24 protein-coding genes are annotated in these 24,041 nt (G+C 41.4%); all 24 read left to right on the top strand.

The features are described 5' to 3' along the window. The first annotated feature begins 131 nt into the window (after positions 1–131). The 24 genes from ACWPVZ_RS05160 (at position 132) to ACWPVZ_RS05045 (ending at position 24,010) form a co-directional block, all read left to right on the top strand. Positions 132–863 carry an ABC transporter ATP-binding protein gene (locus ACWPVZ_RS05160; RefSeq protein WP_155198283.1) on the top strand — a complete coding sequence of 244 codons (732 nt, stop codon included), beginning with the start codon at positions 132–134 and terminating at the stop codon, positions 861–863. A 2-nt stretch (positions 864–865) separates the two neighbouring features. Further along, complete coding sequence (locus ACWPVZ_RS05155) at positions 866–2,455, top strand: DUF4231 domain-containing protein (RefSeq protein WP_021146443.1); 1,590 nt, start codon at positions 866–868, stop codon at positions 2,453–2,455. 179 nt (positions 2,456–2,634) lie between these two features. Next, entirely contained in the window at positions 2,635–3,108 is a 474-nt protein-coding gene (gene tnpA / locus ACWPVZ_RS05150) for an IS200/IS605 family transposase (RefSeq protein ID WP_002891962.1), read from the top strand. Positions 3,109–3,323: 215 nt separating this feature from the next. Continuing rightward, entirely contained in the window at positions 3,324–4,127 is an 804-nt protein-coding gene (gene proB / locus ACWPVZ_RS05145) for a glutamate 5-kinase (RefSeq protein WP_021146442.1), read from the top strand. A gap of 1 nt (position 4,128) precedes the next feature. Then, positions 4,129–5,379 (top strand): glutamate-5-semialdehyde dehydrogenase, encoded by a 1,251-nt coding sequence (locus ACWPVZ_RS05140; protein ID WP_021146441.1) that lies wholly within the window; start codon positions 4,129–4,131, stop codon positions 5,377–5,379. A gap of 95 nt (positions 5,380–5,474) precedes the next feature. Further along, positions 5,475–5,867: a DUF805 domain-containing protein gene (locus ACWPVZ_RS05135; RefSeq protein ID WP_021146440.1), complete on the top strand. Its 393-nt coding sequence runs from the start codon at positions 5,475–5,477 to the stop codon at positions 5,865–5,867. Positions 5,868–5,966: 99 nt separating this feature from the next. Continuing rightward, on the top strand, positions 5,967–6,380 hold the full coding sequence (locus ACWPVZ_RS05130) for a DUF805 domain-containing protein (protein WP_414340930.1): 414 nt from the start codon (positions 5,967–5,969) through the stop codon (positions 6,378–6,380). Between the two features lie 102 nt (positions 6,381–6,482). Then, positions 6,483–6,881, top strand: a complete 399-nt coding sequence (locus ACWPVZ_RS05125) for a DUF805 domain-containing protein (protein ID WP_414340929.1) — start codon at positions 6,483–6,485, stop codon at positions 6,879–6,881. An 87-nt stretch (positions 6,882–6,968) separates the two neighbouring features. Continuing rightward, entirely contained in the window at positions 6,969–7,367 is a 399-nt protein-coding gene (locus ACWPVZ_RS05120; RefSeq protein ID WP_414340928.1) for a DUF805 domain-containing protein, read from the top strand. Positions 7,368–7,507: 140 nt separating this feature from the next. Next, positions 7,508–7,921, top strand: coding sequence for a Wzz/FepE/Etk N-terminal domain-containing protein (locus ACWPVZ_RS05115; protein WP_414340927.1), 414 nt, complete (start codon positions 7,508–7,510; stop codon positions 7,919–7,921). Between the two features lie 30 nt (positions 7,922–7,951). Further along, positions 7,952–8,980, top strand: coding sequence for a hypothetical protein (locus ACWPVZ_RS05110; protein WP_454381224.1), 1,029 nt, complete (start codon positions 7,952–7,954; stop codon positions 8,978–8,980). Positions 8,981–9,094: 114 nt separating this feature from the next. Continuing rightward, positions 9,095–10,045, top strand: coding sequence for a 16S rRNA (cytosine(1402)-N(4))-methyltransferase RsmH (gene rsmH, locus ACWPVZ_RS05105; RefSeq protein WP_014635000.1), 951 nt, complete (start codon positions 9,095–9,097; stop codon positions 10,043–10,045). Positions 10,046–10,047: 2 nt separating this feature from the next. After that, positions 10,048–10,368: a cell division protein FtsL gene (gene ftsL, locus ACWPVZ_RS05100; protein ID WP_002891750.1), complete on the top strand. Its 321-nt coding sequence runs from the start codon at positions 10,048–10,050 to the stop codon at positions 10,366–10,368. Positions 10,369–10,371: 3 nt separating this feature from the next. Further along, entirely contained in the window at positions 10,372–12,639 is a 2,268-nt protein-coding gene (gene pbp2x, locus ACWPVZ_RS05095) for a penicillin-binding protein PBP2X (protein WP_289092878.1), read from the top strand. A gap of 1 nt (position 12,640) precedes the next feature. After that, positions 12,641–13,663 carry a phospho-N-acetylmuramoyl-pentapeptide-transferase gene (mraY, locus tag ACWPVZ_RS05090; protein ID WP_002891748.1) on the top strand — a complete coding sequence of 341 codons (1,023 nt, stop codon included), beginning with the start codon at positions 12,641–12,643 and terminating at the stop codon, positions 13,661–13,663. Positions 13,664–13,736: 73 nt separating this feature from the next. Further along, positions 13,737–15,080: a DEAD/DEAH box helicase gene (locus ACWPVZ_RS05085; protein WP_002884262.1), complete on the top strand. Its 1,344-nt coding sequence runs from the start codon at positions 13,737–13,739 to the stop codon at positions 15,078–15,080. Between the two features lie 483 nt (positions 15,081–15,563). After that, positions 15,564–15,794 carry a Blp family class II bacteriocin gene (locus ACWPVZ_RS05080; RefSeq protein WP_013991130.1) on the top strand — a complete coding sequence of 77 codons (231 nt, stop codon included), beginning with the start codon at positions 15,564–15,566 and terminating at the stop codon, positions 15,792–15,794. 270 nt (positions 15,795–16,064) lie between these two features. Continuing rightward, positions 16,065–17,420: a bifunctional metallophosphatase/5'-nucleotidase gene (locus ACWPVZ_RS05075; RefSeq protein WP_454381220.1), complete on the top strand. Its 1,356-nt coding sequence runs from the start codon at positions 16,065–16,067 to the stop codon at positions 17,418–17,420. Between the two features lie 54 nt (positions 17,421–17,474). Beyond that, complete coding sequence (locus tag ACWPVZ_RS05070; protein WP_048790202.1) at positions 17,475–18,197, top strand: YutD family protein; 723 nt, start codon at positions 17,475–17,477, stop codon at positions 18,195–18,197. 63 nt (positions 18,198–18,260) lie between these two features. Further along, a complete protein-coding gene (gene rlmN, locus ACWPVZ_RS05065) occupies positions 18,261–19,370 on the top strand; it encodes a 23S rRNA (adenine(2503)-C(2))-methyltransferase RlmN (RefSeq protein WP_096832658.1) in 1,110 nt (369 codons plus the stop codon). Between the two features lies 1 nt (position 19,371). After that, positions 19,372–19,899, top strand: coding sequence for a VanZ family protein (locus tag ACWPVZ_RS05060; protein WP_454381217.1), 528 nt, complete (start codon positions 19,372–19,374; stop codon positions 19,897–19,899). Positions 19,900–20,052: 153 nt separating this feature from the next. Beyond that, complete coding sequence (locus ACWPVZ_RS05055; protein WP_014634994.1) at positions 20,053–20,448, top strand: hypothetical protein; 396 nt, start codon at positions 20,053–20,055, stop codon at positions 20,446–20,448. Between the two features lie 63 nt (positions 20,449–20,511). Then, complete coding sequence (locus ACWPVZ_RS05050; protein ID WP_037599120.1) at positions 20,512–22,272, top strand: ABC transporter ATP-binding protein; 1,761 nt, start codon at positions 20,512–20,514, stop codon at positions 22,270–22,272. Next, on the top strand, positions 22,262–24,010 hold the full coding sequence (locus ACWPVZ_RS05045; protein ID WP_414340921.1) for an ABC transporter ATP-binding protein: 1,749 nt from the start codon (positions 22,262–22,264) through the stop codon (positions 24,008–24,010). The genes ACWPVZ_RS05050 and ACWPVZ_RS05045 overlap by 11 nt, the downstream gene beginning before the upstream one ends. The last annotated feature ends 31 nt before the right edge of the window (positions 24,011–24,041 follow it).

Genomic DNA, 24,041 nt, shown 5'->3' with positions numbered 1-24,041 from the left:
CTTATCTAAAACTATCGCCGATATTATTAGAGTATTGTTCATAAAAAACAAGGCAACAACTCTAATTTACAATCTAATATAAAGTGTAAAATGAGGCTATTGTTAAATAGATTCTCAAGAAAGGATAAAAGATGATTCGTTTTGAACACGTAACGAAACGTTATGAAGATAAGGATGCTCTCTCAGATCTTAACCTCGAGATTCGAGATGGGGAGATTTTTGGTCTGATTGGTCACAATGGGGCTGGTAAGACCACAACTATTTCCATTTTGACGTCTATCATTGAAGCTAGCTACGGTGAAGTTTATGTCGATGATATGGCCCTCAGCCAACATCGTGATGCTATCAAGAAAAAAATCGCTTATGTGCCAGATTCACCAGACTTATTTCTAAATTTAACTGCTAATGACTATTGGTACTTTTTGACACGTATCTATGATTTGGAAGCTAGTCAGGTTGAGGAACGTTTGATTAATCTCATGGCTACCTTTGACTTGACGGAAAGTCGCTATAACCTCATTTCTTCCTTCTCTCACGGTATGCGTCAGAAGGTTGTCGTTATCGGTGCTCTTCTGGTTAATCCGCAGATTTGGGTTTTGGATGAGCCTTTGACTGGTCTGGATCCACAGGCATCTTATGATTTGAAAGAAGCCATGCGTAACCATGCTAAGGAGGGTAATAGTGTGCTCTTTTCAACCCACGTTCTAAGTGTAGCTGAGCAGCTCTGTGATCGTATTGCTATTTTGAAGAAAGGAAAACTCATCTTCCAAGGGTCTCTAGCTGAACTTAAGTCTCAGTACCCTGACAAGGATTTGGAAACCATTTATCTGGAAATGGCTGGACGTAAGATCGAGGAGGTGTAGTCATGAACTGGAACCATGTTTGGGAGCTTTTTAAAATCAATCTCCTCTATGCAAATCCTCAAGCAGTAACTAACCTACAGAAACGTCAGGAGAAAAAGAAAAAGGCTAATTTCTCCATCGTTAATGCCATGCTTAGACAACAACTCTTGATTTTAATTATTTTTACGGTTGTTTATAGCTATCTTTTTGTAGGTGTCGATTATAAGGCCAATCCTGGAGTCTTAACCCTCTATCTTTTGACATTTTCAGTCATGGGGCTTCTCCAGACTTTTACGGCTCTCTATAGTACCTTTTACGATAGTAAGGATAGCAAGGCTTATCTGCCTCTTCCCTTAAAGCCATCAGAAGTCTTTTTGGCCAAGACCTTGTCAGGTTCTATGGTTGGGATGACCTTCATGGTACCTATCCTTAGTCTTCTCATTCTAGCTTACTGGCAATTTATTGGCCCGCTGGGGATAGTCGTGGGGTTTCTATCCTTTATCGTTTCTCTCTTTATCAATCTCGTTTTTTCAGTGATTCTGTCTAATAGTGTTGGAACGCTGATTGTTCGCAGTTCTCGTCAAAAGCTCTATTCGACTATTTTGATGACCCTGTCAACCCTATTGATTATGTTCCCTATCATGATGGTTGGTTTTCTTAATGGTTATGTTAAGGGTGCTGGACATATCGATTTTCCTTTGTTGCCTTATCTAAGAGGTTACTATGATGTGGTAGCTGCTCCTCTATCTCCGGAGGCTCTACTAAATTTTTATCTTCCTCTTATCTCAGTGCTTATCTTGGGTCTTTGGTTTTATAAAGTCAGAATGCCTCGTTATTTCCACGAAGCCATTTATAACAAAAAGGCTAGAAAGACTCAGGTAAAAGTTGTTACTCGAAGTCAAAGACAGGTCTTGGTTCGCCATCATTTATCTACTTTGGGAAACTCAACCCTCATTATCAATACCTATGTGGTACCAGTATTATATATGATCATGCTGGGCGGAGGTGCGTTCTTTTTGAAAGATTTAGGTCCAGACTATTTCGGGCTCATGCTTTTAGTCGGAATTGCCTTTGGTTTCTTTTCAGCGCAACCAACAAGTTTTCTTGGGGTGGCAACTTCCTTAGAGGGAACAAACTTTGACTTTATCCGTAGCCTGCCAATCAATACGGGTGACTATCTTCGTCAAAAGTTTTGGATTTTCTATGGCTTGCAAGTCGGTGTATCCCTCTTACTAGGAGGACTTGGTTTAATATTCCTTGCACATCTCCATCCTATTTTGGTGGCAAGTTTCGCTCTTGGTTTTCTCGTAACAACCTATCTTGTAGGTGGCTATTTCTTTGAACGTGACCTTAAATTATTGGAAGTGAATTGGCAGGAAGTCACTCAGCTCTTCAATCGGGGTGGCGGACAGTGGCTCTATATGGGTATCTTTATTCTTACAATTTTCATCGCTGCCTTGCTAGGAGGTATTGTCTTCTTTGCAAGTAAGTTCTGGATTGCCCTAGTAGTCAACGCTATAGTATCTGGGCTTATAGCTTTAATTGCCCTAATCGTTTATCTCTTTGTTGACCGCAGACGTTGGAAACGTATTAGAGCCATATTTTTTGCCTAGAACAAACTGTTTAAAGAGTCTCTCCGATTGGAGGGATTCTTTTTCTTGTCTCACGAAAACCACTAGCTGTGCTAGTGGTTCCGAAAAGCTTTTAGCGATGTATCAAAAAAGTCCCCCTAAAGTGTTATATTAGATAAGGTTTCCCGACCGCTAACTAATATACAAAAGGAGGACCCCTGATGAGACAGGATAATAATAGTTTAGCACATACTACATGGAATTGTAAGTATCATATTGTGTTCGCACCCAAATATCGACGTCAGATAATTTATGGGAAATACAAAGCAAGTATTGGTCAAATCTTACGATTATTATGCGAAAGAAAAGGTGTTGAAATTCATGAAGCAGAAGCTTGCCCAGACCATATTCACATGTTGGTGAGTATACCACCGAAACTAAGTATTTCCTCATTTATGGGATATTTAAAGGGCAAAAGTAGCTTAATGATATTTGATCGACACGCTAATTTAAAGTATAAATATGGGAATCGCAAATTTTGGTGTCGAGGGTTTTATGTTGATACGGTTGGACGAAATCAGAAGCGAATTGAAGAATATATTCGTAATCAATTACAAGAAGACGTGATAGCAGATCAGCTAAGTCTATTTGAGGAGTATGATCCGTTTACAGGTGAGAAGAATAAAAGAAAGTAATCTTAAAGAGACCCGCTAGACGGGTCAGCTAGCAAAGGTGGTGCTGAAGGGAAACCATTCGGTAGGCCTTTAGGCCTCGGCCGGTAGCAGAGGCTTTCAGCCGAAGAGCAAGCCACCCGTTCTCACGGGTGGTTTTGACTTACTGAAAATCTTTAATATGTAAACTTATGCATTATATATGTTAAAATACCTGAATTTAGTGTATAATCATAAACATGAAACGAAATTTTGACTCAGTAAAACGCCTAGTTATCAAAATCGGGACTAGCTCCCTGGTTTTGCCTTCAGGGAAAATTAATCTTGAAAAAATCGATCAGCTAGCTTTTGTGATTTCTAGCTTACATAATAAAGGAATTGAGGTTGTCCTCGTATCCTCTGGGGCTATGGGATTTGGTCTTAATGTCCTAGATCTTGAGAAGCGCCCAGCAGAGGTTGGTAAGCAACAGGCTGTCTCAAGTGTAGGGCAGGTGGCCATGATGAGCCTTTATTCTCAGGTCTTTTCACATTACCAAACCAAGGTATCTCAGCTTCTTTTGACCCGTGATGTGGTCGAGTATCCTGAGAGTTTGGCCAATGCCATCAATGCCTTTGAAAGCCTCTTTGAGCTTGGAGTTGTTCCAGTTGTTAATGAAAATGATGCTGTCAGCGTAGATGAAATGGACCATGCGACTAAATTTGGGGACAACGACCGCTTGTCAGCTATCGTAGCTAAGATTGTTGGTGCTGACCTACTCATTATGTTGTCAGATATTGATGGGCTCTTCGATAAGAACCCAAATGTCTATGAAGATGCAACCCTTCGTAGCTATGTACCAGAGATTACAGAGGAAATTCTAGCCTCAGCTGGTGGTGCTGGTAGTAAATTTGGTACGGGTGGTATGATGAGTAAGATTAAGTCAGCCCAGATGGTTTTTGAAAATCAAAGCCAAATGGTTTTAATGAATGGTGAAAATCCGCGTGACATTCTTCGTGTCCTAGAAGGAGCCAAAATCGGTACACTCTTTAAACAGGAGGACTAATATGACACATATTGATACATTGGGCCAGCAGGCCAAAGTGGCGGGTCGTCAGATTGCTAAATTATCAACAGCAGCTAAAAATGACCTTCTAAATCAGGTAGCTAAAGCTCTAGTAGCTGAGAGTGCCTATATTATCGCTGAAAATGCTAAGGATATGGCCAATGCCAAGGAAAATGGTATTTCAGAGATTATGCAAGATCGCTTGCTCTTAACGGAAGACCGTATCGCAGGGATTGCTGAGGGTGTCCGTCAGGTGGCAGATCTTCAGGACCCAATCGGTCAAGTAGTTCGTGGCTATACGAATCTGGATGGTCTCAAAATCATTCAAAAGCGTGTTCCTATGGGTGTTATCGCTATGATTTTTGAGAGCCGTCCCAATGTCTCAATCGATGCCTTTAGCCTTGCCTTTAAAACCAATAATGCCATTATTCTTCGTGGAGGACGTGATGCCATCAATTCCAACAAGGCCTTGGTTACAGTAGCTCGTAAGGCTTTGGAAAATGCGGGTATCACAGCAGATGCCGTTCAGCTGGTTGAAGATACCTCTCATGAGGTAGCAGAAGAACTCATGGCGGCGACTAAGTATGTAGACTTGCTCATCCCTCGTGGTGGAGCTCGTCTCATCCAAACGGTTAAAGAAAAAGCCAAGGTTCCAGTCATTGAAACGGGTGTTGGTAACTGTCATATTTATGTGGATAAATATGCTAACTTAGATATGGCGACACAGATTGTCATCAATGCCAAGACTCAACGACCAAGTGTGTGTAATGCGGCAGAATCTCTCGTCGTTCATGCTGATATTGTAGAAGAGTTCCTGCCTAACTTGGAAAAAGCTATTTCAAAAATTCAGTCTGTTGAGTTCCGTGCGGATGAAAGGGCTTTGAAACTTATGGAAAAAGCTGTACCCGCTTCACCTGAAGATTTTGCGACAGAGTTTCTTGATTATATCATGTCAGTTAAAGTGGTAGACAGCCTTGACGAGGCTATTGGTTGGATTAATACTTACACGACATCGCATTCAGAGGCTATCGTGACTCAGGATATTAGTCGTGCTGAGCAATTCCAAGACGATGTTGACGCTGCAGCTGTCTATGTTAATGCTTCAACCCGCTTCACAGATGGATTCGTCTTTGGACTAGGTGCTGAAATCGGAATTTCAACTCAGAAAATGCACGCTCGTGGTCCAATGGGACTTGAGGCCTTAACCTCAACCAAGTTCTATATTAACGGACAAGGACAAGTTAGAGAATAAACCATCAAGCTCCATGAAGGAGCTTTTTTAAGTTGGTTTGCTAGACGACAGGCCTTCTGATATACTGGTGGTATCAAGAATGAGGAGATTTTGCCATGTTTAAAGCTTATAAGAAGTATTGGATGGGCTATTTCGATTTTACGGGACGTTCAAGCCGCTCAGATTATTGGTTGGCAGTTTTAGCAAATACTATAGTAACTATCATTTTATTTAGCATAGTTATAGTTGTAACTGTTTTTGATAGTCCGAATAGTCATTATCATATTATTTTTATATTATTGTATTTGCTTGCAATGCTATATTTCTTTGCTAACTATATTCCATCTATTGCCCTTCAGGTGCGTCGCTTGCGTGATGCTGGTTTTCATTGGGCATTGATTTTCTTAAGCTATGCGCCTGTTATAGGTGATATCGTACTGTTGGTTTTGTTTTGTCAACCCACAAAAGTAGAATTTCCTTTCAACCAGTTCAATAATCCACCACAATAATAATGACTTAACAGCCTTGCGAGGCTGTTTTTTAGTTGATTTGTCAATCTTCCCTTCTCTTGCTACACTGGGAGTATCATAAAAAAGGGGGATTTTATTATGATTGAAGCCTACAAAAAATTTTGGAAGGGCTATGTCGATTTCAAGGGCCGTTCAACACGTTCAGATTATTGGCTTAATGTGCTTGCGCAATGTTTGGTTTTTTTACTTTTCGGTTTCTTACTTATATTAATCATGATTTTAGGGGGAGATCCGGCAACGTATACTTCTGACGCATATAGTTTTCAAATGATTTTGATCTATATTGTAGTGTTAGGAATTGGAATCTATGCGTTGGCCTCACTTGTACCATCCATTGTAATCATAGTACGTCGTTTACGAGATGCAGGTTACCACTGGGCCTTGATATTCCTATCGCTAATTCCCTACCTTGGTAGTTTTGTTATTTTTATCTTAACCTTACAACCAACAAAGGTGGAATTACCATTCAATAATTTGTATAATCCACAATAATGATAAGTATTTAGCAGCCTATTATGGCTGATTTTTAGTTGATTTGTCAAATTCTTTTTTTATTGCTATACTATAAATATCAAAAAATGAGGAGATTTTATTATGATTGAAGCTTATAAGAAGTTTTGGAAGGGCTATGTAGATTTTGAAGGCCGTTCAACACGTTCAGATTATTGGTTTGTATATTTGGTAAATGTATTGATTACCTTTGCTTATTTTTTACTCCAAGCAGTATTTGGAGGACTTGTAGCTGTAACTGATTCAAGCTTTTTGGCTGTTATTTCGCTTATCCTACTACTTATCTTTTTTGCCTATGGTATTGCTGCGTGTTTACCTGGTATTGCTCTAACGGTTCGTCGTTTGCGTGATGCTGGCTACAATTGGCCGTATATTTTTGTTGCATTTATCCCATTTGTAGGTTGGATTATCCTAATTGTTTTGCTATGTAAACCAAGTAAAGTGGAATACCCATTCAACAACTTCAATAACCCACAACAATAATAATGACTTAACAGCCTCGCTAGGCTGTTTTTTAGTTGATTTGTCACTTGTTATACTGGAAGTATCATAAAAAAGGGGGATTTTATTATGATTGAAGCCTACAAAAAATTTTGGAAGGGCTATGTTGATTTTACGGGACGTTCGACACCTTCAGATTACTGGTTTGCATATTCGGCACATCTATTGATTTTCTTTACTTGGTATTTGCTCATAGCAGTATTTGAAAGAATGGAATCTGAAACAGGATCAAGCGATTTATTTACTATTGGTGTTATTTTACTACTTATCTTTTTTGCCTATGGTGTTGCTACGGTTTTACCTGGTATTGCTATAACTGTTCGTCGTTTGCGTGATGCTGGCTATAATTGGCCGTATATTTTTATTCCTTTAATTCCTTTTGTCGGTATTTTTATCCTTATTTTTCTACTATGTCAACCAACAAAAGTAGAAGTGCCATCCAACAACGTCGATAACCCACAGCAATAATGACAATCAACCAACTCAAAGAGTTGGTTTTTCTAATGTCAAAAAAGTTTTATGTTAATGTTGCACATTTTAATATTTCTGATATAATCTTATCTGAGACTAATCAATACTAAAATATATTTAAGAAATGTGAATAACTTATGAAACTATTTCGTCATTTAAAAGAAAAACGTTACCTTATTTTGGCATTTACCCTACCGGCTATTCTTTTGGCATTGGCTATTGTCTTTTTGCAGCCTGCGCAGAATCATGCTAAGGTCCAAGTTAAGGTGGGGACTAAGCAATCATCATCAAGCAAACCCAAGGCTTCATCCAAGTCATCGAGCTCAAGTTCGTCGTCATCAAGCTCAACGGTAGAAGCAGCTAGTCAGACAGAAGCAAGCTCAACTCCTGCGGTAGCATCGGCACCAACGCCTTCTTCAGCACAAGAGGCTTATCAAGCGCCCCAGTATAACTATGTGCCACCAACAGCTTATACAGAGTCACATAGTGATGCTCCAAGTTACACAGCTCCTGCCTACAGTGCAGATGTCAGCTCTGGGACAGCAGAATAAGGATTAAAGAAAAGGAATTTAGGTTTAGAGATGAAAAATAAAGTTTTAGCATTAGTAACAGGATTATCTAGTTTAGTCCTATTAGCAGCTTGTTCAAACCAGCAGAATGGCTTAACAGCGACGACTTCATCTTCATCAGTAGAGCAGTCACAATCAAGTAGCAGTGAAAGTTCAAGTCAGGAGGAGAAGGTAGATATTTCTGCCTATGATAGCATCATTAGTAAGTACCAAGCGGCTGTGGCCAACAATCAAACGGATGCTTCACTTAATTTTCTCGTTGTGAACTATGCTAATTCTCAAACAAGTCCTGCCTCAACGGTCTATACTTACCGTGATTTGGATGGTAATGGTGTTGATGAGTTGATTCTTGCTTTTAAGCCAGGTAAACTTTTTAAAGAACATGTGATTACGGATATTTACACTATCTCTAAGGATAGTGGTCAGGTTGTTCGTCTGACAGAAGGTCCGCAATTGGGCATGTTGGGTGAGCGTATGACATTGGCCTACCTTATGGATAACACCTTTAGCTACTATGGTAGTGCTGGTGCTATGGCTGGTGGAGGTGCAGGCTACCGCTTTAGTAGTGATGGTCAGTCTCTTGTAAAAGAGGACAGTGATTCGGGTGCAGATGAGGTTGATCTTTCTAATTGGGATTGGAAGGATCTGAGCAGTGCCCCTACTAATAATAGCTCGAGCACATCGTCACAAACTCAAACAAGTTCATCAGCCCTCAAGCCTGATGAGCTCAAAAATGGCAATTACAAATCAGCTGTAGGAACATGGAAGTCTTCAAATGGAAAGACCATCACCATTACTTCGGACGGACAATTGGAACTCTGGGGATATACCTACCCAATTGATTCAGTGAGTGCAAAACAATCTGACTCAGGTGGGTTCAACCTAACTTATGTTGATTCCAATCCAACAGGTAATACCCCCATTCAGTTCTATCCTAAAGGGGTCGCTGATTTTACAAATGCTGGAGACAGTAGCAAGGATCGAATCTTAGCGACGAATGGGATGCCATCTGAGGGAGACTATTATTACAGAGTGGATTAATTTTTGAGAACCAATATATCAATCATAAAGTCAGGCCTTGGGTCTGGTTTTTTTGCCGTCCTAACAACTTTCAAGGCGAGACAATTTCTCTATTCTTATGCTATAATAAAAGTTATGACTAATGAATTTCACCATGTAACCGTTCTTTTACACGAAACTGTTGATATGCTTGATATCAAGCCCGATGGCATCTATGTTGATGCGACCTTGGGTGGCGCAGGACATTCGTCTTATCTTTTGTCGCAATTATCTGAAAAGGGTCATTTGTACTGCTTTGATCAGGACCAAAAGGCTATTGATAATGCTCAAGTGCGTCTCAAGGACTATATTGATAAGGGTATGGTGACTTTCATCAAGGATAATTTCCGTAATCTCAAGTCCAACCTTGAAGCCATGGGGATGTCTGAAATTGATGGCATTCTCTATGACTTGGGTGTCTCTAGCCCACAGTTGGATGAGCGTGAGCGTGGTTTCTCCTATAAACAGGATGCCAAGCTAGATATGCGTATGAATGAGGAGGCGAGTCTGACCGCTTATGATGTGGTCAATACCTATCCTTACAACGATTTGGTGCGCATTTTCTTCAAGTATGGTGAGGACAAGTTCTCTAAACAAATTGCACGTAAGATTGAACAGGCCCGTCAGGTTAAACCAATTGAGACCACGACGGAACTGGCGGAAATCATTAAATCAGCTAAGCCTGCTAAGGAATTGAAGAAGAAGGGCCATCCAGCCAAGCAAATTTTCCAAGCTATTCGCATCGAAGTGAACGATGAGCTTGGTGCTGCGGATGAGTCTATTCAAGAGGCCTTGGACTTACTTGCTGTGGATGGTCGTATTTCGGTCATTACCTTCCATTCTTTGGAGGATCGATTGACTAAACAGCTTTTCAAGGAAGCCAGTACGGTAGATGTGCCTAAAGGTCTGCCCTTTATTCCTGAAGACCTCCAACCTAAGGTAGCCTTAGTTAATCGCAAGCCAATCCTACCTAGTCAGGAAGAATTAGAAGCTAATAACCGCTCGCATTCTGCTAAATTGCGTGTGGCTAAAAAAATCAGGAAATAATTATGGAAAATAAGGAACATCAGATTGTCAATAGAGCCATTAGAAACCATATTCGTTTTATGACGCGTATGGAAAAGGCTTTCTATTCGGCAATTGTTTTGACAGCTATTGTGATGAGTATCGCAGTTGTATTTTTACAAGGGCGTAATCAGGCTATCAAGCAACAAATCACAGACCTTAATAGCAAGATTAGTGATGAAAAAACAGAGCTTAACAATGCTAAGCAGGCGGTTAATGAGTTGACTAACTCTGACCGTATTAAAGAGATTGCTAATAAGGCAGGCCTGTCTATTAATAACGATAGTATTAAGAGTGTGAAGTAACCAATGAACAGATTAAGAAAACTTAAACATTTATTTCTAAACTATGTCGTTAGGGATAGGCGAAAGCCAGCCCAGAATCGACAGCACGTTGGTCAGAACCTTATGGTTCTCAGCATCTTTATCTTTTTCGTCTTTATTATCAACTTTGTGGTGATTATCGGGACAGATAGTAAGTTTGGTGTCGATTTGTCGACGCAGGCTGCTAAATCTTATAACACTAAGACCACAGTGGCTGCCAAGCGTGGGACAATTTACGACCGAAATGGAAATGTTTTGGCTGAGGATTCAACCAGTTATGCCATTTACGCTATCGTGTCGACCAGCTATGTGTCAGCGACTCAAGAAAAACTCTATGTCCAAGATAGTCAGTTTGACAAGGTTGCTGATATTTTAAAGGATAAGCTAGGAATTGAAAAGAGTGATTCCTTGGCCCAATTGCGTACTAAGGGTGCCTACCAGGTTTCCTTTGGACTAAAGGGAAAGGGAATTACCTACTCTGTTAAAGAAGAACTAGAAAAAGCCTTTAAAGATGCGGGAATTAAGGGGATGGCCTTTGAAGCAACAACGTCACGAATGTATCCTAATGGAACCTTCGCGTCAGAGTTTCTTGGTCGTGCTGAAGCTGTTGAAAATAAAAAAGACGGCTCATATTCTTTGATTGGTCAAACTGGTTTGGAGCGTTCGCTCAATAGCCTCTTGACTGGGACAGATGGTGAGGCCATCTATGAAAAGGATAAAAACGGTAATACGCTTCTAGGTACGGAAACCATTACCAAGGAAGCTATCGATGGTAAGAACATCTATACAACCTTGTCAGCGCCTCTTCAAACCTTCCTAGAAACGCAGATGGATACCTTTATGGAGCAGACGCAAGGGGTAAATGCTTCAGCGACAGTTGTTAATGCTAAGACAGGTGAGATTCTTGCAACGACACAACGTCCGACCTATAATTCGGATACCCTTGAGGGACAGGCTAAGAAGAATTATGACTGGGTTAACCGTCTTTACGAAGCCCAGTATGAGCCTGGTTCAACCATGAAGGTCATGCTCTTGTCAGCTGCTATTAACAATGGAAGCTTCAACCCGAATGCGACCTTCAGTAATGCTAATGGTATTAAGGTTGACGACGTTGAAATTAATGACTGGTCAATCAATGAGGGTATCTCAACAGGTCGTACCATGTCATTTGCTCAAGGCTTCTCTTATTCAAGTAACGTTGGTATGACCATGCTAGAACAAGAGATGGGAGACAAGGTTTGGTCTAACTACTTATCTCTTTACAAATTTGGTCTTCCAACCCGTTTTGGGATGGTCGGTGAATCTTCAGGGGTTGTCTCTCGAAACTCTGTTAATATAGCTCAATCGTCCTTCGGACAAGGGATTTCGGTGACTCAGGTGCAGATGCTTCGAGCCTTTACCGCTATTTCAAACAATGGTATAATGCTAGAACCTCAATTTATCAAACAAGTTGCCGATACTAACCAAGGCACAGTTCGTACAGCGAAGAAGGAAGTTATCGGTAAGCCAGTTTCTAAGCAGGCTGCCTCTGAAACGCGTAACTATATGATTTCCGTTGGTACGGATCCAGAGTTCGGTACCCTTTACAATAAATCTGAAGGGGCACCTATTATCAAGGTTGGTAACTATGATGTAGCGGTTAAGTCTGGTACGGCCGAAGTTGCTGATGAGAAGACTGGGACCTACAAAGTTGGTTCCAATGAAACCCTCAATTCAGTTGTAGCCATGGTACCTAAAGATAATCCAGAATACATCATGTATGTGACTGTACTGGAGCCTAAGACTTGGGATAATAATTTTTATGCAACTGTGGTTAACCCGGTTTTGGAAGAAGCCATGTCTATGGGAGACACCCTAGATACTTCTGTGTCTGAAGGTAGTGAAAAGACCGAGGAAACGAGCTATCAAACCGGCGATATTATCGGTAAGAGTCCGGGCGAGACAGCTAACACCCTTCGTCAAAACTTGATTCATCCGATTGTTCTGGGTGTTGGTGATAAGATTGAGAAGGTTTCTGTAGATGCCAAAGCCAATATCAAGGCTAATGAACAGATTCTTATCATGACCAATGATTTCACAGAACTTCCAGACATGTATGGTTGGACCAAGAAGAACGTTGAAACCTTTGCCAAATGGAAGGGCATTAAAATTACTTACAAGGGTGGCAAGTCAGGGACTGTTACCAAACAAAGTGTTGCGGCAGGAAAAGCCCTGTCTAAAACCAAGAAGATTACCATTACTTTAGGAGACTAAGATGACTATGAGTCTGATAGCAGGCGTGGCCGCCTTTGTGTTGACGGTGCTCGCCATGCCTCACTTTATTACTTACTACAAAATCAAGAAAATCGGTGGCCAACAAATGCATGAAGATGTGAAGCAGCATTTGGCTAAGGCTGGGACGCCAACTATGGGAGGGACAGTCTTCCTAGTGGTTGCCATCTTGGTTAGCTTGATTTTCAACTTCCACGTCTTTAGCGAGGGGCACCAAGCCTATGGTGCCACAGTAGGGATTCTCTTTGTGATTTTGATTTATGGAATCATCGGCTTCCTTGATGATTTCCTTAAGATTTTCCGTCAAATCAATGAGGGACTTAAACCTTGGCAAAAGATGGCCTTGCAGATTATTGCGGGTTTGCTTTTCTACTTTATCCACGTACTTCCTAGTGGGACAGATAGCTTAGCTATTGGTGGATTAACCATTCATCTCGGTGTCTTTTATGTTCTCTTTGTCCTATTCTGGATTGTTGGTTTCTCAAATGCTGTGAACTTGACAGACGGTATTGATGGTTTAGCTTCTATCTCTGTGGTTATCAGCTTGATTGCCTATGGGATTATCGCTTTTGTCAAGGGTGAGTTCGCTATCTTGACCATCATTATCACTATGATTGGGGCTCTTCTTGGCTTCTTCGTCTTTAACCACAAGCCAGCCAAGGTCTTTATGGGAGATGTTGGTTCCTTGTCACTTGGAGCTATGCTTGCGGTTATCTCTATTGCCCTACGTGTAGAGTGGACGCTACTCTTGATTGGTGTGGTTTATGTCTTTGAGACAGCTTCTGTCATGCTACAGGTCAGCTATTTTAAATACACTAAGCGTAAGTATGGAGAAGGTCGTCGTATTTTCCGTATGACACCATTCCACCACCACCTCGAATTGGGTGGCCTTTCAGGTAAGGGTGACAAATGGTCAGAGTGGAAGGTTGATGCTTTCCTTTGGACTGTTGGAGCGCTCGCAAGTGCTATTACTCTTTGGATGGTTCTTGGAAACGTTATGAAATAAATGAAAAGAGCAGAAATGCTCTTTTTTTGTTATAATGATAAGGATAGACTAGATAGAAAAGAAGTAAGTAAACATGTCATTTAAAGATTTTAATTTTAAAACATTTATTCAGGAGGCTCTTGACGAGATTAAGTTTAAGGAGCCAACACCTGTTCAGCAGAAATTGATTCCTGTAGTCCGTTCAGGTCGTGATTTGGTTGGTGAATCAAAGACGGGTTCAGGGAAAACACATACTTTCCTCTTGCCAATTTTTGAGAAGCTCAATCCAAAGAGTGGTGATGTTCAAGTTGTTATCACAGCGCCATCACGTGAATTGGCGACACAAATTTACCAAGCGACAAAACAGATTGCTAAACACTCTGATACAGAAATTCGTGTGGTTAACTATGTGGGTGGTACAGACAAGCAACGTCAGATTGAGAAGCTCAAGGTAGCCCAACCCCATATTGTTATCGGAACACCAGGTCGTATTTATGACCTAGTTAAGTCTGGTGACTTGGCTATCCACAAGGCCCATACCTTTGTTGTTGACGAAGCTGATATGACCATGGACATGGGATTCTTGGATACTGTGGATAAGATTGCGGCAAGTCTGCCTAAGGAAGTTCAAATTTTGGTCTTCTCAGCAACCATTCCTCAAAAATTGCAACCATTCTTGAAGAAGTATTTGACCAATCCAGTCATGGAACAAATCAAAACTTCAACAGTTATTGCAGATACCATTGATAACTGGTTGGTATCTACCAAGGGGCGCAACAAGAATGAACAGATTCTTGAGATGCTTAAGGGGATGCAACCATACCTGGCAATGATTTTCGTTAATACCAAGGAACGTGCTGACGATTTGCACAGCTACCTAGTGTCAAATGGTCTTAAGGTTGCCAAAATTCATGGAGGTATTCCACCACGTGAACGTAAGCGTATCATGAATCAAGTCAAGAAGCTTGATTTTGAGTACATTGTAGCGACTGACCTTGCAGCGCGTGGGATTGATATTGAAGGGGTTAGCCATGTTATCAATGATGCCATCCCTCAGGATTTGTCTTTCTTTGTTCACCGTGTAGGACGTACAGGACGTAATGGTTTGTCAGGAACAGCCATTACCCTCTATCAACCAAGTGACGACTCAGATATTCGTGAGCTTGAAAAGATGGGGATTACCTTTGAACCTAAAGTCTATAAGGACGGCGAGTTTCAAGATACCTATGACCGTGACCGTCGTGCCAACCGTGAAAAAGCCTATCAAAAACTTGATACGGAAATGATCGGTTTGGTTAAGAAGAAAAAGAAAAAAATCAAACCTGGCTACAAGAAGAAAATTCAGTGGAAGGTTGACGAGAAACGCAAACGTGAGCGTCGTGCAGCTAATCGTGCGAAGGGGCGTGCTGAGCGTAAAGCTAAGAAGCAAAGTTTCTAAGTATTGGCTTCTAGGTGAGAGCAAATTTTAATTTAAAAATTCAAGAGGTTGAAACCAAAGTGTTTCAGCTTTTTTGATTATTATCAAACTTTTTGGAAACTCAAAAGACCTTATTTAGTTTGAAGATATATTTTTCTTTTGAGCCTAAGGTCTCAAAACTTCCCAACGCTTATGACTACAAAGTCTTAGTCGTCATTATCACAGTGACAAGTCTCAGTATATGCTCACTACACTCGCAAAATAATTGGCTGTCTTAAGAACTGAAACTATGACAGATTTTAAATAGTTTTATCACAGCTATTTTTAAGAAGCTTTCCGTTTAAAGTAAAATAATTTGTAAGTTTGAGGTAACTAGTTGAATCAACTCTCAAAAATCCAGTAGTGACATAAATGTCACTACTTTTTTGTTGGCTTTCTACCTATAATAAAATCATACCTTTTGAGAAAAGGGTAGAACAAAATATTTTAAAGGAGGTTGTTTTAATGACAACACAAATCATTAACAATTTTAACTCACTTAATTCCGAAGATCTTTCTACTGTTAAGGGGGGAGCATGTAGTTTTTGGGGAGCTACAGCTGCCGTAGGTGTCGGGGCTGTTGGAGGAGCCGTTAAAGGTGGTATTCAAACAGGTACTTGGCAAGGTGCAGCCTTAAAGGGTATTGGTTATGGTATTAAAGGTGGGATTACTTATGGCCTTACTTGTCGTTATTAGGCGATTACTGGGTCAATTTTTTGGCCAAATAGTACTTGCCCTCCTAATTTATGGGCTTATATTCTTTGCTTGGCAACACTTTAGAGGAGAAATTTTCTCAATTGTGTGCATCTATGTCAGTATATCCCTAGCAGATGACGTCTATCATCTGGCAGAAGAATATGTTAAAAAGAAAGTTAACTAGGAATACCTTCCTGTTTGAAAAATAGTTAAAGGCTTGGCAGATTGATTGTCAAGTTTTTTTATAGCAAAAGTGCTACAATAGGAGTCATGAAAGACACGATTCGAATTCTTCATATTAATGATTTACACTCTCATTTTGAACAGTATCCACAACTCAAGCGAGCTGTGGATGATTTGAGTCAGACGGATAGAGAGTTGATTAAGGTAGATCTTGGGGATAATGTGGATAAGTCCCATCCCCTATCTGATGCGACCGCTGGGCGTTTTAATGTAGCCCTGATGAATGAGCTGGGGATAGACTATGCGACTATTGGAAATAATGAGGGGATTGGTCTAGCTAAGGATGAGCTAGACTGTCTTTATGAGCAGGCCAAGTTTCAGCCAATTATAGGAAATCTCAAGGATGAAGGGAGTCAGCCTGAATGGGCCAAGCCCTATCTTATCCATAAAACTAAAGCAGGTACAAACATTGCTTTCTTGGCCTATACCTTCCCATATTACATCACCTATGCTCCCAACGGTTGGGAGGTTTTGAATCCACTCACGCAGTTGGAAGAGGATTTGGCTCGCCCTGAGGTAAAGGATGCAGACATAGTCGTCGTTCTTAGTCATCTAGGTGTTCGTTATGATGAGCAGATTGCAGAGACTTACCCTCAGGTGAATCTTATTATCGGGAGTCACACGCATCACCTTTTTGAAGAGGGCAAGTTGATTAATGAGACTTATTTAGCGGCTGCAGATAGGTATGGTTATTATATCGGTTGTATTGATCTTACTGTGAAAAATGGGCAATTGATAGAGTGTCAGATTGAGGCTATCCCCACCAAGTCCTATATCTTGGATTTAGACAAGGAGGACGAAACCTTTATCAAGGCAATGCGTGAGGAAGGCCATCGTCGTTTAGCTCAGAAAAAAGTAGCTAATCTAGGTCGAGAACTAAATTTTGATGAGACCTGTCAATTGGTTTTACAGGCTGTTTGTCAGGAGACTCATAGCCAATTAACGCTTTTAAATACTGGACTCATCATGAAGACTTTAGGTCCTCAAGTGACCATGGCAGACCTGCAAGAAGCCCTTCCTCATCAGATGCGGATGGCACGTCTAGTCGTGACAGGACAAGAGCTCAAAGAAATCTGTCAGGAAGTTTTTACTAAGGCTGAACTCCTTAAAAATCAAGCTATTAAAGGTATGGGATTTAGAGGGAAGACATTTGGTGAAGTAATCACGGGGAATTTTGCTTACAAAAACGGTAATTTGTTGTATAATAGAAGGGTTGTAGATTCCAATGAGAAGTTTAGTTTGGTCCTTGTGGACCAGTACTACTTTGCTTCTTACTTTCCTACAATTAAGGAAAAGGAAGTTACTCTTCTTTTTCCAGATTTGTTAAGGGAACTTGTGGCCAAGTATTTAGGAAAAAATGGTGCCAATTGGGATAAGATATAGAGACATTATTACAGCATCATGATAGAAAATAAGAGAGAGCAGAAAGGATGGCACATGCGTAAAGAAATCTTGCCAGAAATGTTTAATTATAATAAATATCCAGGGCCAGACTTTGTGTATGTGGCTGATCTTCTGAAATCAGATGCCTGTCAGTTTACAGTTCTTGAAAATCACAAGGATGCTTTAGACGCTACCCGCTTTGGGCAACGTTTTTCTGAAATCATGCTCAAGTATGATTATATCGTTGGGGACTGGTCCAATGATCAGCTTCGCCTTAAGGGATTTTACGAGGACGAGCGCCCTAATACGCGTAAGACAGACCGCATTAGCCGATTGTCGGAGTATTTGCGTGAATACTGTGCCTTTGGTTGTGCCTACTTTATTTTGAAAAATGAAGAGCCGCAATTAATCGTCTTTGAAGAGGAGACAGAACCTCGTCGCAAGCGCCGTCGTTCTAATAATCGTCGTAATGCTTCTCAGGAATCTAGAGAGCGCAATGCTTCTCAAAAGAATAAGGGGCAAAAAGCTTCTGCTAAGCAAAAGCCAGACAAGTCCAAACGAAGAGATAGGGATCAAGAGGGTCCAAGCTTTGAGAAAATCAAGCGTCGCCCTAAGTTCAAATCTAGATCCGAGGACGGTGGTCGTGAGCGTAAGCCTAACTTCAAGAAGAGTCAGAAGCAAGCTCCAAAATCTAAAGGTCAAAACACCCCATCGAAGAAACAAAGCCAGACCAAGTCAGATGGTCAGCATTTCACAATCAGAAAAAAAGGAAATTAAACTATGTCAGAAGTAACAACACAAGCAAAACCAGAACGTCGTAAACGTCAGAAGTTAGAGGATATGGAAGGCTACAAACCTTCTATTTATGGTCTTACTCGTGACGAGTTGATTGATTGGGCTATGGAACACGGCGAAAAGAAATTCCGTGCTACTCAAATTTGGGATTGGCTCTACAAGAAGCGTGTGCAATCTTTCGAAGAAATGACCAACATTTCAAAGGATTTCATTGCTAAATTGAATGAGAATTTCTGCGTAAACCCATTGAAACAACGTATCGTTCAAGAATCTAAAGATGGTACCGTTAAATATCTTTTTGAATTGCCAGATGGTATGTTGATTGAGACGGTTTTGATGCGTCAACACTATGGTTTGTCTGTCTGTGTGACAACTCAGGTTGGATGTAACATCGGTTGTACTTTCTGTGCCAGTGGTTTGATTAAGAAACAACGTGACTTGACTGCTGGTGAGATTGTGGCGCAAATCATGTTGGTACAAAAATACTTTGATGACCGTGGCGACGGTGAACGCGTCAGCCACGTGGTTGTTATGGGTATCGGTGAGCCATTTGATAACTATGACAATGTGCTTCGCTTCTTGCGTACCATTAACAATGACAATGGTCTTGCTATCGGAGCGCGTCACATTACCGTGTCAACATCTGGTTTGGCACCAAAAATCAAGGAATTTGCTAACGAAGGTGTTCAAGTTAACCTTGCCGTGTCACTTCACGCGCCTAACAATGACCTTCGTTCAAGCATCATGCGTATTAACCGCTCATTCCCACTTGAAAAACTCTTTGAAGCGATCGAGTATTACATCCAGACAACCAACCGTCGTGTAACTTTTGAGTACATCATGCTTAATGAGGTAAATGACCACCCTGAAAACGCTCAAGAGTTGGCTGATTTGACTAAGAAAATCCGTAAGTTGTCATACATCAACTTGATTCCATATAACCCAGTATCAGAGCACGACCAATATAGTCGTTCAACCAAGGAACGTGTGGCGGCCTTCTACGATGTGCTCAAGAAAAACGGGGTTAACTGTGTCGTTCGTCAAGAACACGGTACAGATATCGATGCTGCTTGTGGACAATTGCGTTCAAACACTATGAAACGTGACCGTCAAAAGGCTGTAGCAGAAGCTTCTGGTAAATCAGAAGGTAAGTAAGATGTTTCAGCTGACGACTTGGGTAGAAAAGGACGGAGAACTAACACCAAAAGGAAGACAAGCAAGCCAAGTTTTGGTTTGTGCTTATCTCCTCTGTTTAGTGCTCCTATGTTGGACACCCCAGTACGGACTAGTTGAAGGTGTTGAAACTCCTGGGATTCAACATTTTGGTCGTGTAGTGGTCCTCTTGACCCCATTCAATAGTTTGACCAACTTTTATCAGTTGGATAGTCTTAAAGAGATTGTCTTTGTGCTTGGGCAAAATGTGACCAACATTTTCTTGCTGAGTCCGCTGATTTTAGGACTTTTAGCCTTGTACCCCAGATTCAGGTCTTGGCAAAAGGTCCTTTTAGCCACGTTTATCATGTCTTTGACGATTGAGGTTGGACAAGTGATTCTAGACCTTCTCATTGATGCTAATCGTGTCTTTGAGTTAGATGATTTATGGACCAATACTTTAGGAGGTTTGCTGGCATTAGCTGCCTACCGCCTCCTTGTGAAACTGATTCAAACGCATTTTAAAGAGTAAAAAACCTGGGAGCTTACGCGTCTCAGGTTTCACTTATTTTCTATCATACAAATACAACACATTCAAAAGAGGGAAAAATGAATAAACACGTTTGGAGAAATAATGAAACATTTAATGATGACAGTAGTCACCGTATTAACGTTAGGAGTAACAATGACGATGGTTAAGGCAGATACCTATCAAAGTGGCCGTGATGCCGATATCATGCGAGAAAGAGGACAGGTTTGGAATTATTCTGAGGCTAAGAGAGAGCCTCAATTAGCTAACTACAACACCGATGGTCGCTATCTCAGTGAGGCAACTAACTTTGAATTGTACAATTTTGTCAGAGAGTATAAGACATCTGATGAAATCAGACGCATTTGGAACCCTAAGAAAGATGAATCCGTTATCCATGATAAGGATAGCTACTCTATGGATGATGGGCACAAGGTCTATAATTTTGATTCCTTTGCTTATCAATTGCCAGAGTCTACTGATTTTGGGAAGTTATCTTATATTGGTCACTTTCAGTTAGAAGATGGCACAATCTATCGCTATTGGAAGTAACCTTATCATACGAGACTTATACGAGGTCTATTATTAACCATTTGTAAGGATAGGAGGAGTAACTTGTCTTTTAAAGAATCAATCATTGCAAAACTTTGGTGGTTTTTCAAGTTAGAAAAACGCCGGTATATTGTCGGGATTTTGGCACTGAGTCTGGTTTCGGTTCTCAATCTGATTCCTCCTATGGTTATGGGGCGGGTCATTGATGCTATCACATCGGGAAAATTGACCAATCAGATCTTGCTTCTGAATCTCGTATATTTGCTTTTGGCAGCTCTGGGGATGTACTATTTGCGCTATGTTTGGCGCATGTATATCTTGGCGACTTCTTATCGCTTAGGCCAGATTATGCGTTCACGCCTTTTTGAGCATTTTACTAAGATGTCGCCTTCTTTTTATCAAAAGTACCGAACTGGGGACCTCATGGCCCATGCAACCAATGATATCAACTCTTTAACCCGCTTGGCTGGCGGGGGCGTCATGTCAGCCGTGGATGCCTCTATCACAGCCTTGGTAACCCTAATCACCATGTTTTTCAGCATTTCCTGGCAGATGACACTGGTGGCTGTCTTACCCCTCCCCTTCATGGCTTTTGCGACTAGTCGTTTAGGACGCAAGACCCATAAAGCTTTTGGAGAATCCCAGGCAGCCTTTTCAGAACTTAATAATAAGGTCCAAGAGTCGGTATCAGGTATCAAGGTAACCAAGTCTTTTGGCTATCAGGAGGCTGAGCTTCAGTCCTTCCAAGAGACCAATAAGATGACCTTTAAAAAGAATATGCATACCATGAAGTATGATAGCCTTTTTGATCCTTTGGTCTTACTCTTTGTTGGCTCATCCTATGTTTTGACCCTTCTTGTCGGTGCCTTTATGATTCAGGCTGGTCAGATAACGGTCGGAAATTTGGTAACCTTCATTACCTATTTGGACATGCTGGTTTGGCCTCTAATGGCCATTGGCTTCCTCTTTAATATCACACAGAGAGGAAATGTGTCCTACCAACGTATTGAAAATCTTCTGGAGCAGGAATCAGATGTTCAAGATCCTGCGCACCCTCTCCCAAGTATTGAAAATGGTCGCTTAGAATATGCGATTGACCGCTTTGCCTTTGAGGATGAGGATACTTTGAGAGATATTCATTTCACCTTGGACAAGGGGCAAACCCTTGGTTTGGTTGGACAGACTGGCTCAGGAAAGACGGCCCTTGTCAAGTTGCTCTTGCGGGAGCACGATGTTAATCAAGGAGCCATCTATTTGAATGGTCATAACATCCGAGATTATCGCCTATCAGACTTGCGTAGCTTGATGGGCTATGTTCCTCAAGACCAGTTTCTCTTTGCCAGCTCCATTTTAGACAATATCTGCTTTGGTAATCCGGATCTCTCCTTTGACAAGGTAGAAGAAGCGACTAAGTTAGCTCAAGTTTATGATGACATCAAGGATATGCCTGAAGGCTTTGAAACAATCATTGGTGAAAAGGGTGTCAGCCTATCAGGCGGTCAAAAACAACGTCTGGCCATGAGTCGGGCCATGATTTTGGATCCAGATATTTTGATTTTGGACGACTCCCTATCTGCGGTTGATGCCAAGACAGAATATGCTATTATTGACAATCTCAAACATACCCGCAAGGACAAGACAACTATCATTACCGCCCATCGTCTGAGTGCGGTGGTGCACGCTGACCTTATCTTAGTCATGCAGGATGGTCGTATCATTGAACGTGGCCGTCATGAGGATTTGCTAGCTCAGGGTGGTTGGTATGCCAAGACCTATGAGTCTCAACAGTTAGAAATGGAAGGAGGAGAAGAAGATGATGCCTAATCAAAACCAATGGTCTGTGTTTAAGCGTCTCTTGACCTATCTCAAGCCTTACAAATTCTTGACCTTTCTAGCTTTAGCCTTCCTCTTGTCCACAACGGTTATCAAGAGTATTATTCCCCTTGTGGCCTCTTATTTTATTGACCACTATCTTCATGATATGAATCAGGCGGCAAGTTTAATTCTGATTGGTTACTATGGTCTTTATCTTTTGCAGACACTAGTTCAGTATTTGGGAAATCTCTTTTTTGCGCGTGTGTCCTACAGCATTGTCAGGGATATTCGCCGAGATGCCTTTGCCAATATGGAGAAACTAGGCATGTCTTACTTTGACAAAACTCCAGCAGGCTCTATCGTTTCCCGCTTGACCAATGATACAGAGACTATTAGTGAGATGTTCTCAGGGATTCTGTCTAGCTTTATTTCGGCTATCTTTATATTTGTTACCACCCTTTACACCATGATGATCTTGGACATTCGTCTGACCGGGCTTATTGTGCTCTTTCTTCCTCTGATTGTTCTTTTGGTTAATCTCTACCGCAAAAAATCAGTGGTCATCATTGAAAAGACCAGAGCCTTGCTTTCAGATATAAATGCCAAACTGTCAGAGAGTATCGAAGGGATTCGCATCATTCAGGCCTTTAACCAAGAGAAACGCCTCAAAAAAGAGTTTGATGCCATTAATGAGGAACACCTGATTTACGCCAGCCGTTCCATGTCACTGGATTCTCTCTTTCTACGCCCAGCCATGAGTTTACTGAAGCTCCTGGGCTATGCTGTTCTCATGGCCTACTTTGGCTACCGAGGTATCTATTTGGGCATCACAGCGGGGACCATGTATGCCTTTATCCAGTACATTAACCGCCTCTTTGATCCCTTGATTGAAGTGACACAAAACTTCTCAACCTTGCAAACCTCGATGGTCTCAGCAGGTCGGGTCTTCGCCTTGATCGACGAGCGCACCTATGAACCTGAGCAGAGAGGCACAGATGCCAAGGTTACTGAGGGGAATATTCGCTTTGAAAATGTCTCCTTCTCCTATGATGGCAAGCACCAGATTTTAGATAGTATTTCCTTCTCTGTCAATAAAGGAGAAACCATCGCCTTTGTCGGTTCTACAGGTTCCGGAAAATCCTCTATTATCAACGTATTCATGCGTTTTTATGAGTTCCAATCAGGACGAGTTCTTCTTGACGGTGTAGATATTCGCGATTATAGTCAGGCAGAGCTGCGCAAGAACATTGGTCTTGTCCTTCAGGAACCCTTTCTCTATCATGGTACAATCAAATCCAATATTGCCATGTATCAAGATTTAACTGATGAAGATATCAAAGCCGCTGCTGAGTTTGTGGATGCCAACCACTTTATCGACAAACTTCCAGAAGGCTATGATGCTCCAGTTTCCGAACGAGGTTCCAGCTTTTCAACCGGTCAACGCCAGCTTCTAGCCTTTGCTAGAACCGTTGCTAGCAAGCCTAAAATCTTGATTTTGGATGAAGCGACAGCCAATATTGATTCGGAGACAGAGGCTATTGTTCAAAACTCTCTAGCAAAAATGCGTCAAGGACGCACAACCATTGCCATTGCCCACCGCCTATCGACGATTCAAGATGCCAACTGCATCTATGTCTTAGACAAGGGCCGCATCATCGAACACGGTAGCCATGAGGAGCTCCTAGCCCTCGGCGGCACCTACCACAAGATGTACAGCCTACAAGCAGGCGCTATGGAAGGAGCGTAAGCTAATCTAGACCATAGATTTTATATTCGAA

Source organism: Streptococcus sp. Marseille-Q6379, from assembly GCF_965119505.1.
The sequence above is the reverse complement of the archived record's forward strand: the minus strand, read 5'-3'. Positions and strand labels throughout refer to the sequence as shown.

Excerpts from the sequence above, each read along its gene's own strand:
- ACWPVZ_RS05160 (WP_155198283.1), top strand. The coding sequence starts at position 132 with ATGATTCGTTTTGAACACGTAACGAAACGTTATGAAGATAAGGATGCT.
- ACWPVZ_RS05155 (WP_021146443.1), top strand. The coding sequence starts at position 866 with ATGAACTGGAACCATGTTTGGGAGCTTTTTAAAATCAATCTCCTCTAT.
- tnpA (WP_002891962.1), top strand. The coding sequence starts at position 2,635 with ATGAGACAGGATAATAATAGTTTAGCACATACTACATGGAATTGTAAG.
- proB (WP_021146442.1), top strand. The coding sequence starts at position 3,324 with ATGAAACGAAATTTTGACTCAGTAAAACGCCTAGTTATCAAAATCGGG.
- ACWPVZ_RS05140 (WP_021146441.1), top strand. The coding sequence starts at position 4,129 with ATGACACATATTGATACATTGGGCCAGCAGGCCAAAGTGGCGGGTCGT.
- ACWPVZ_RS05135 (WP_021146440.1), top strand. The coding sequence starts at position 5,475 with ATGTTTAAAGCTTATAAGAAGTATTGGATGGGCTATTTCGATTTTACG.
- ACWPVZ_RS05130 (WP_414340930.1), top strand. The coding sequence starts at position 5,967 with ATGATTGAAGCCTACAAAAAATTTTGGAAGGGCTATGTCGATTTCAAG.
- ACWPVZ_RS05125 (WP_414340929.1), top strand. The coding sequence starts at position 6,483 with ATGATTGAAGCTTATAAGAAGTTTTGGAAGGGCTATGTAGATTTTGAA.
- ACWPVZ_RS05120 (WP_414340928.1), top strand. The coding sequence starts at position 6,969 with ATGATTGAAGCCTACAAAAAATTTTGGAAGGGCTATGTTGATTTTACG.
- ACWPVZ_RS05115 (WP_414340927.1), top strand. The coding sequence starts at position 7,508 with ATGAAACTATTTCGTCATTTAAAAGAAAAACGTTACCTTATTTTGGCA.
- ACWPVZ_RS05110 (WP_454381224.1), top strand. The coding sequence starts at position 7,952 with ATGAAAAATAAAGTTTTAGCATTAGTAACAGGATTATCTAGTTTAGTC.
- rsmH (WP_014635000.1), top strand. The coding sequence starts at position 9,095 with ATGACTAATGAATTTCACCATGTAACCGTTCTTTTACACGAAACTGTT.
- ftsL (WP_002891750.1), top strand. The coding sequence starts at position 10,048 with ATGGAAAATAAGGAACATCAGATTGTCAATAGAGCCATTAGAAACCAT.
- pbp2x (WP_289092878.1), top strand. The coding sequence starts at position 10,372 with ATGAACAGATTAAGAAAACTTAAACATTTATTTCTAAACTATGTCGTT.
- mraY (WP_002891748.1), top strand. The coding sequence starts at position 12,641 with ATGACTATGAGTCTGATAGCAGGCGTGGCCGCCTTTGTGTTGACGGTG.
- ACWPVZ_RS05085 (WP_002884262.1), top strand. The coding sequence starts at position 13,737 with ATGTCATTTAAAGATTTTAATTTTAAAACATTTATTCAGGAGGCTCTT.
- ACWPVZ_RS05080 (WP_013991130.1), top strand. The coding sequence starts at position 15,564 with ATGACAACACAAATCATTAACAATTTTAACTCACTTAATTCCGAAGAT.
- ACWPVZ_RS05075 (WP_454381220.1), top strand. The coding sequence starts at position 16,065 with ATGAAAGACACGATTCGAATTCTTCATATTAATGATTTACACTCTCAT.
- ACWPVZ_RS05070 (WP_048790202.1), top strand. The coding sequence starts at position 17,475 with ATGCGTAAAGAAATCTTGCCAGAAATGTTTAATTATAATAAATATCCA.
- rlmN (WP_096832658.1), top strand. The coding sequence starts at position 18,261 with ATGGAAGGCTACAAACCTTCTATTTATGGTCTTACTCGTGACGAGTTG.
- ACWPVZ_RS05060 (WP_454381217.1), top strand. The coding sequence starts at position 19,372 with ATGTTTCAGCTGACGACTTGGGTAGAAAAGGACGGAGAACTAACACCA.
- ACWPVZ_RS05055 (WP_014634994.1), top strand. The coding sequence starts at position 20,053 with ATGACGATGGTTAAGGCAGATACCTATCAAAGTGGCCGTGATGCCGAT.
- ACWPVZ_RS05045 (WP_414340921.1), top strand. The coding sequence starts at position 22,262 with ATGATGCCTAATCAAAACCAATGGTCTGTGTTTAAGCGTCTCTTGACC.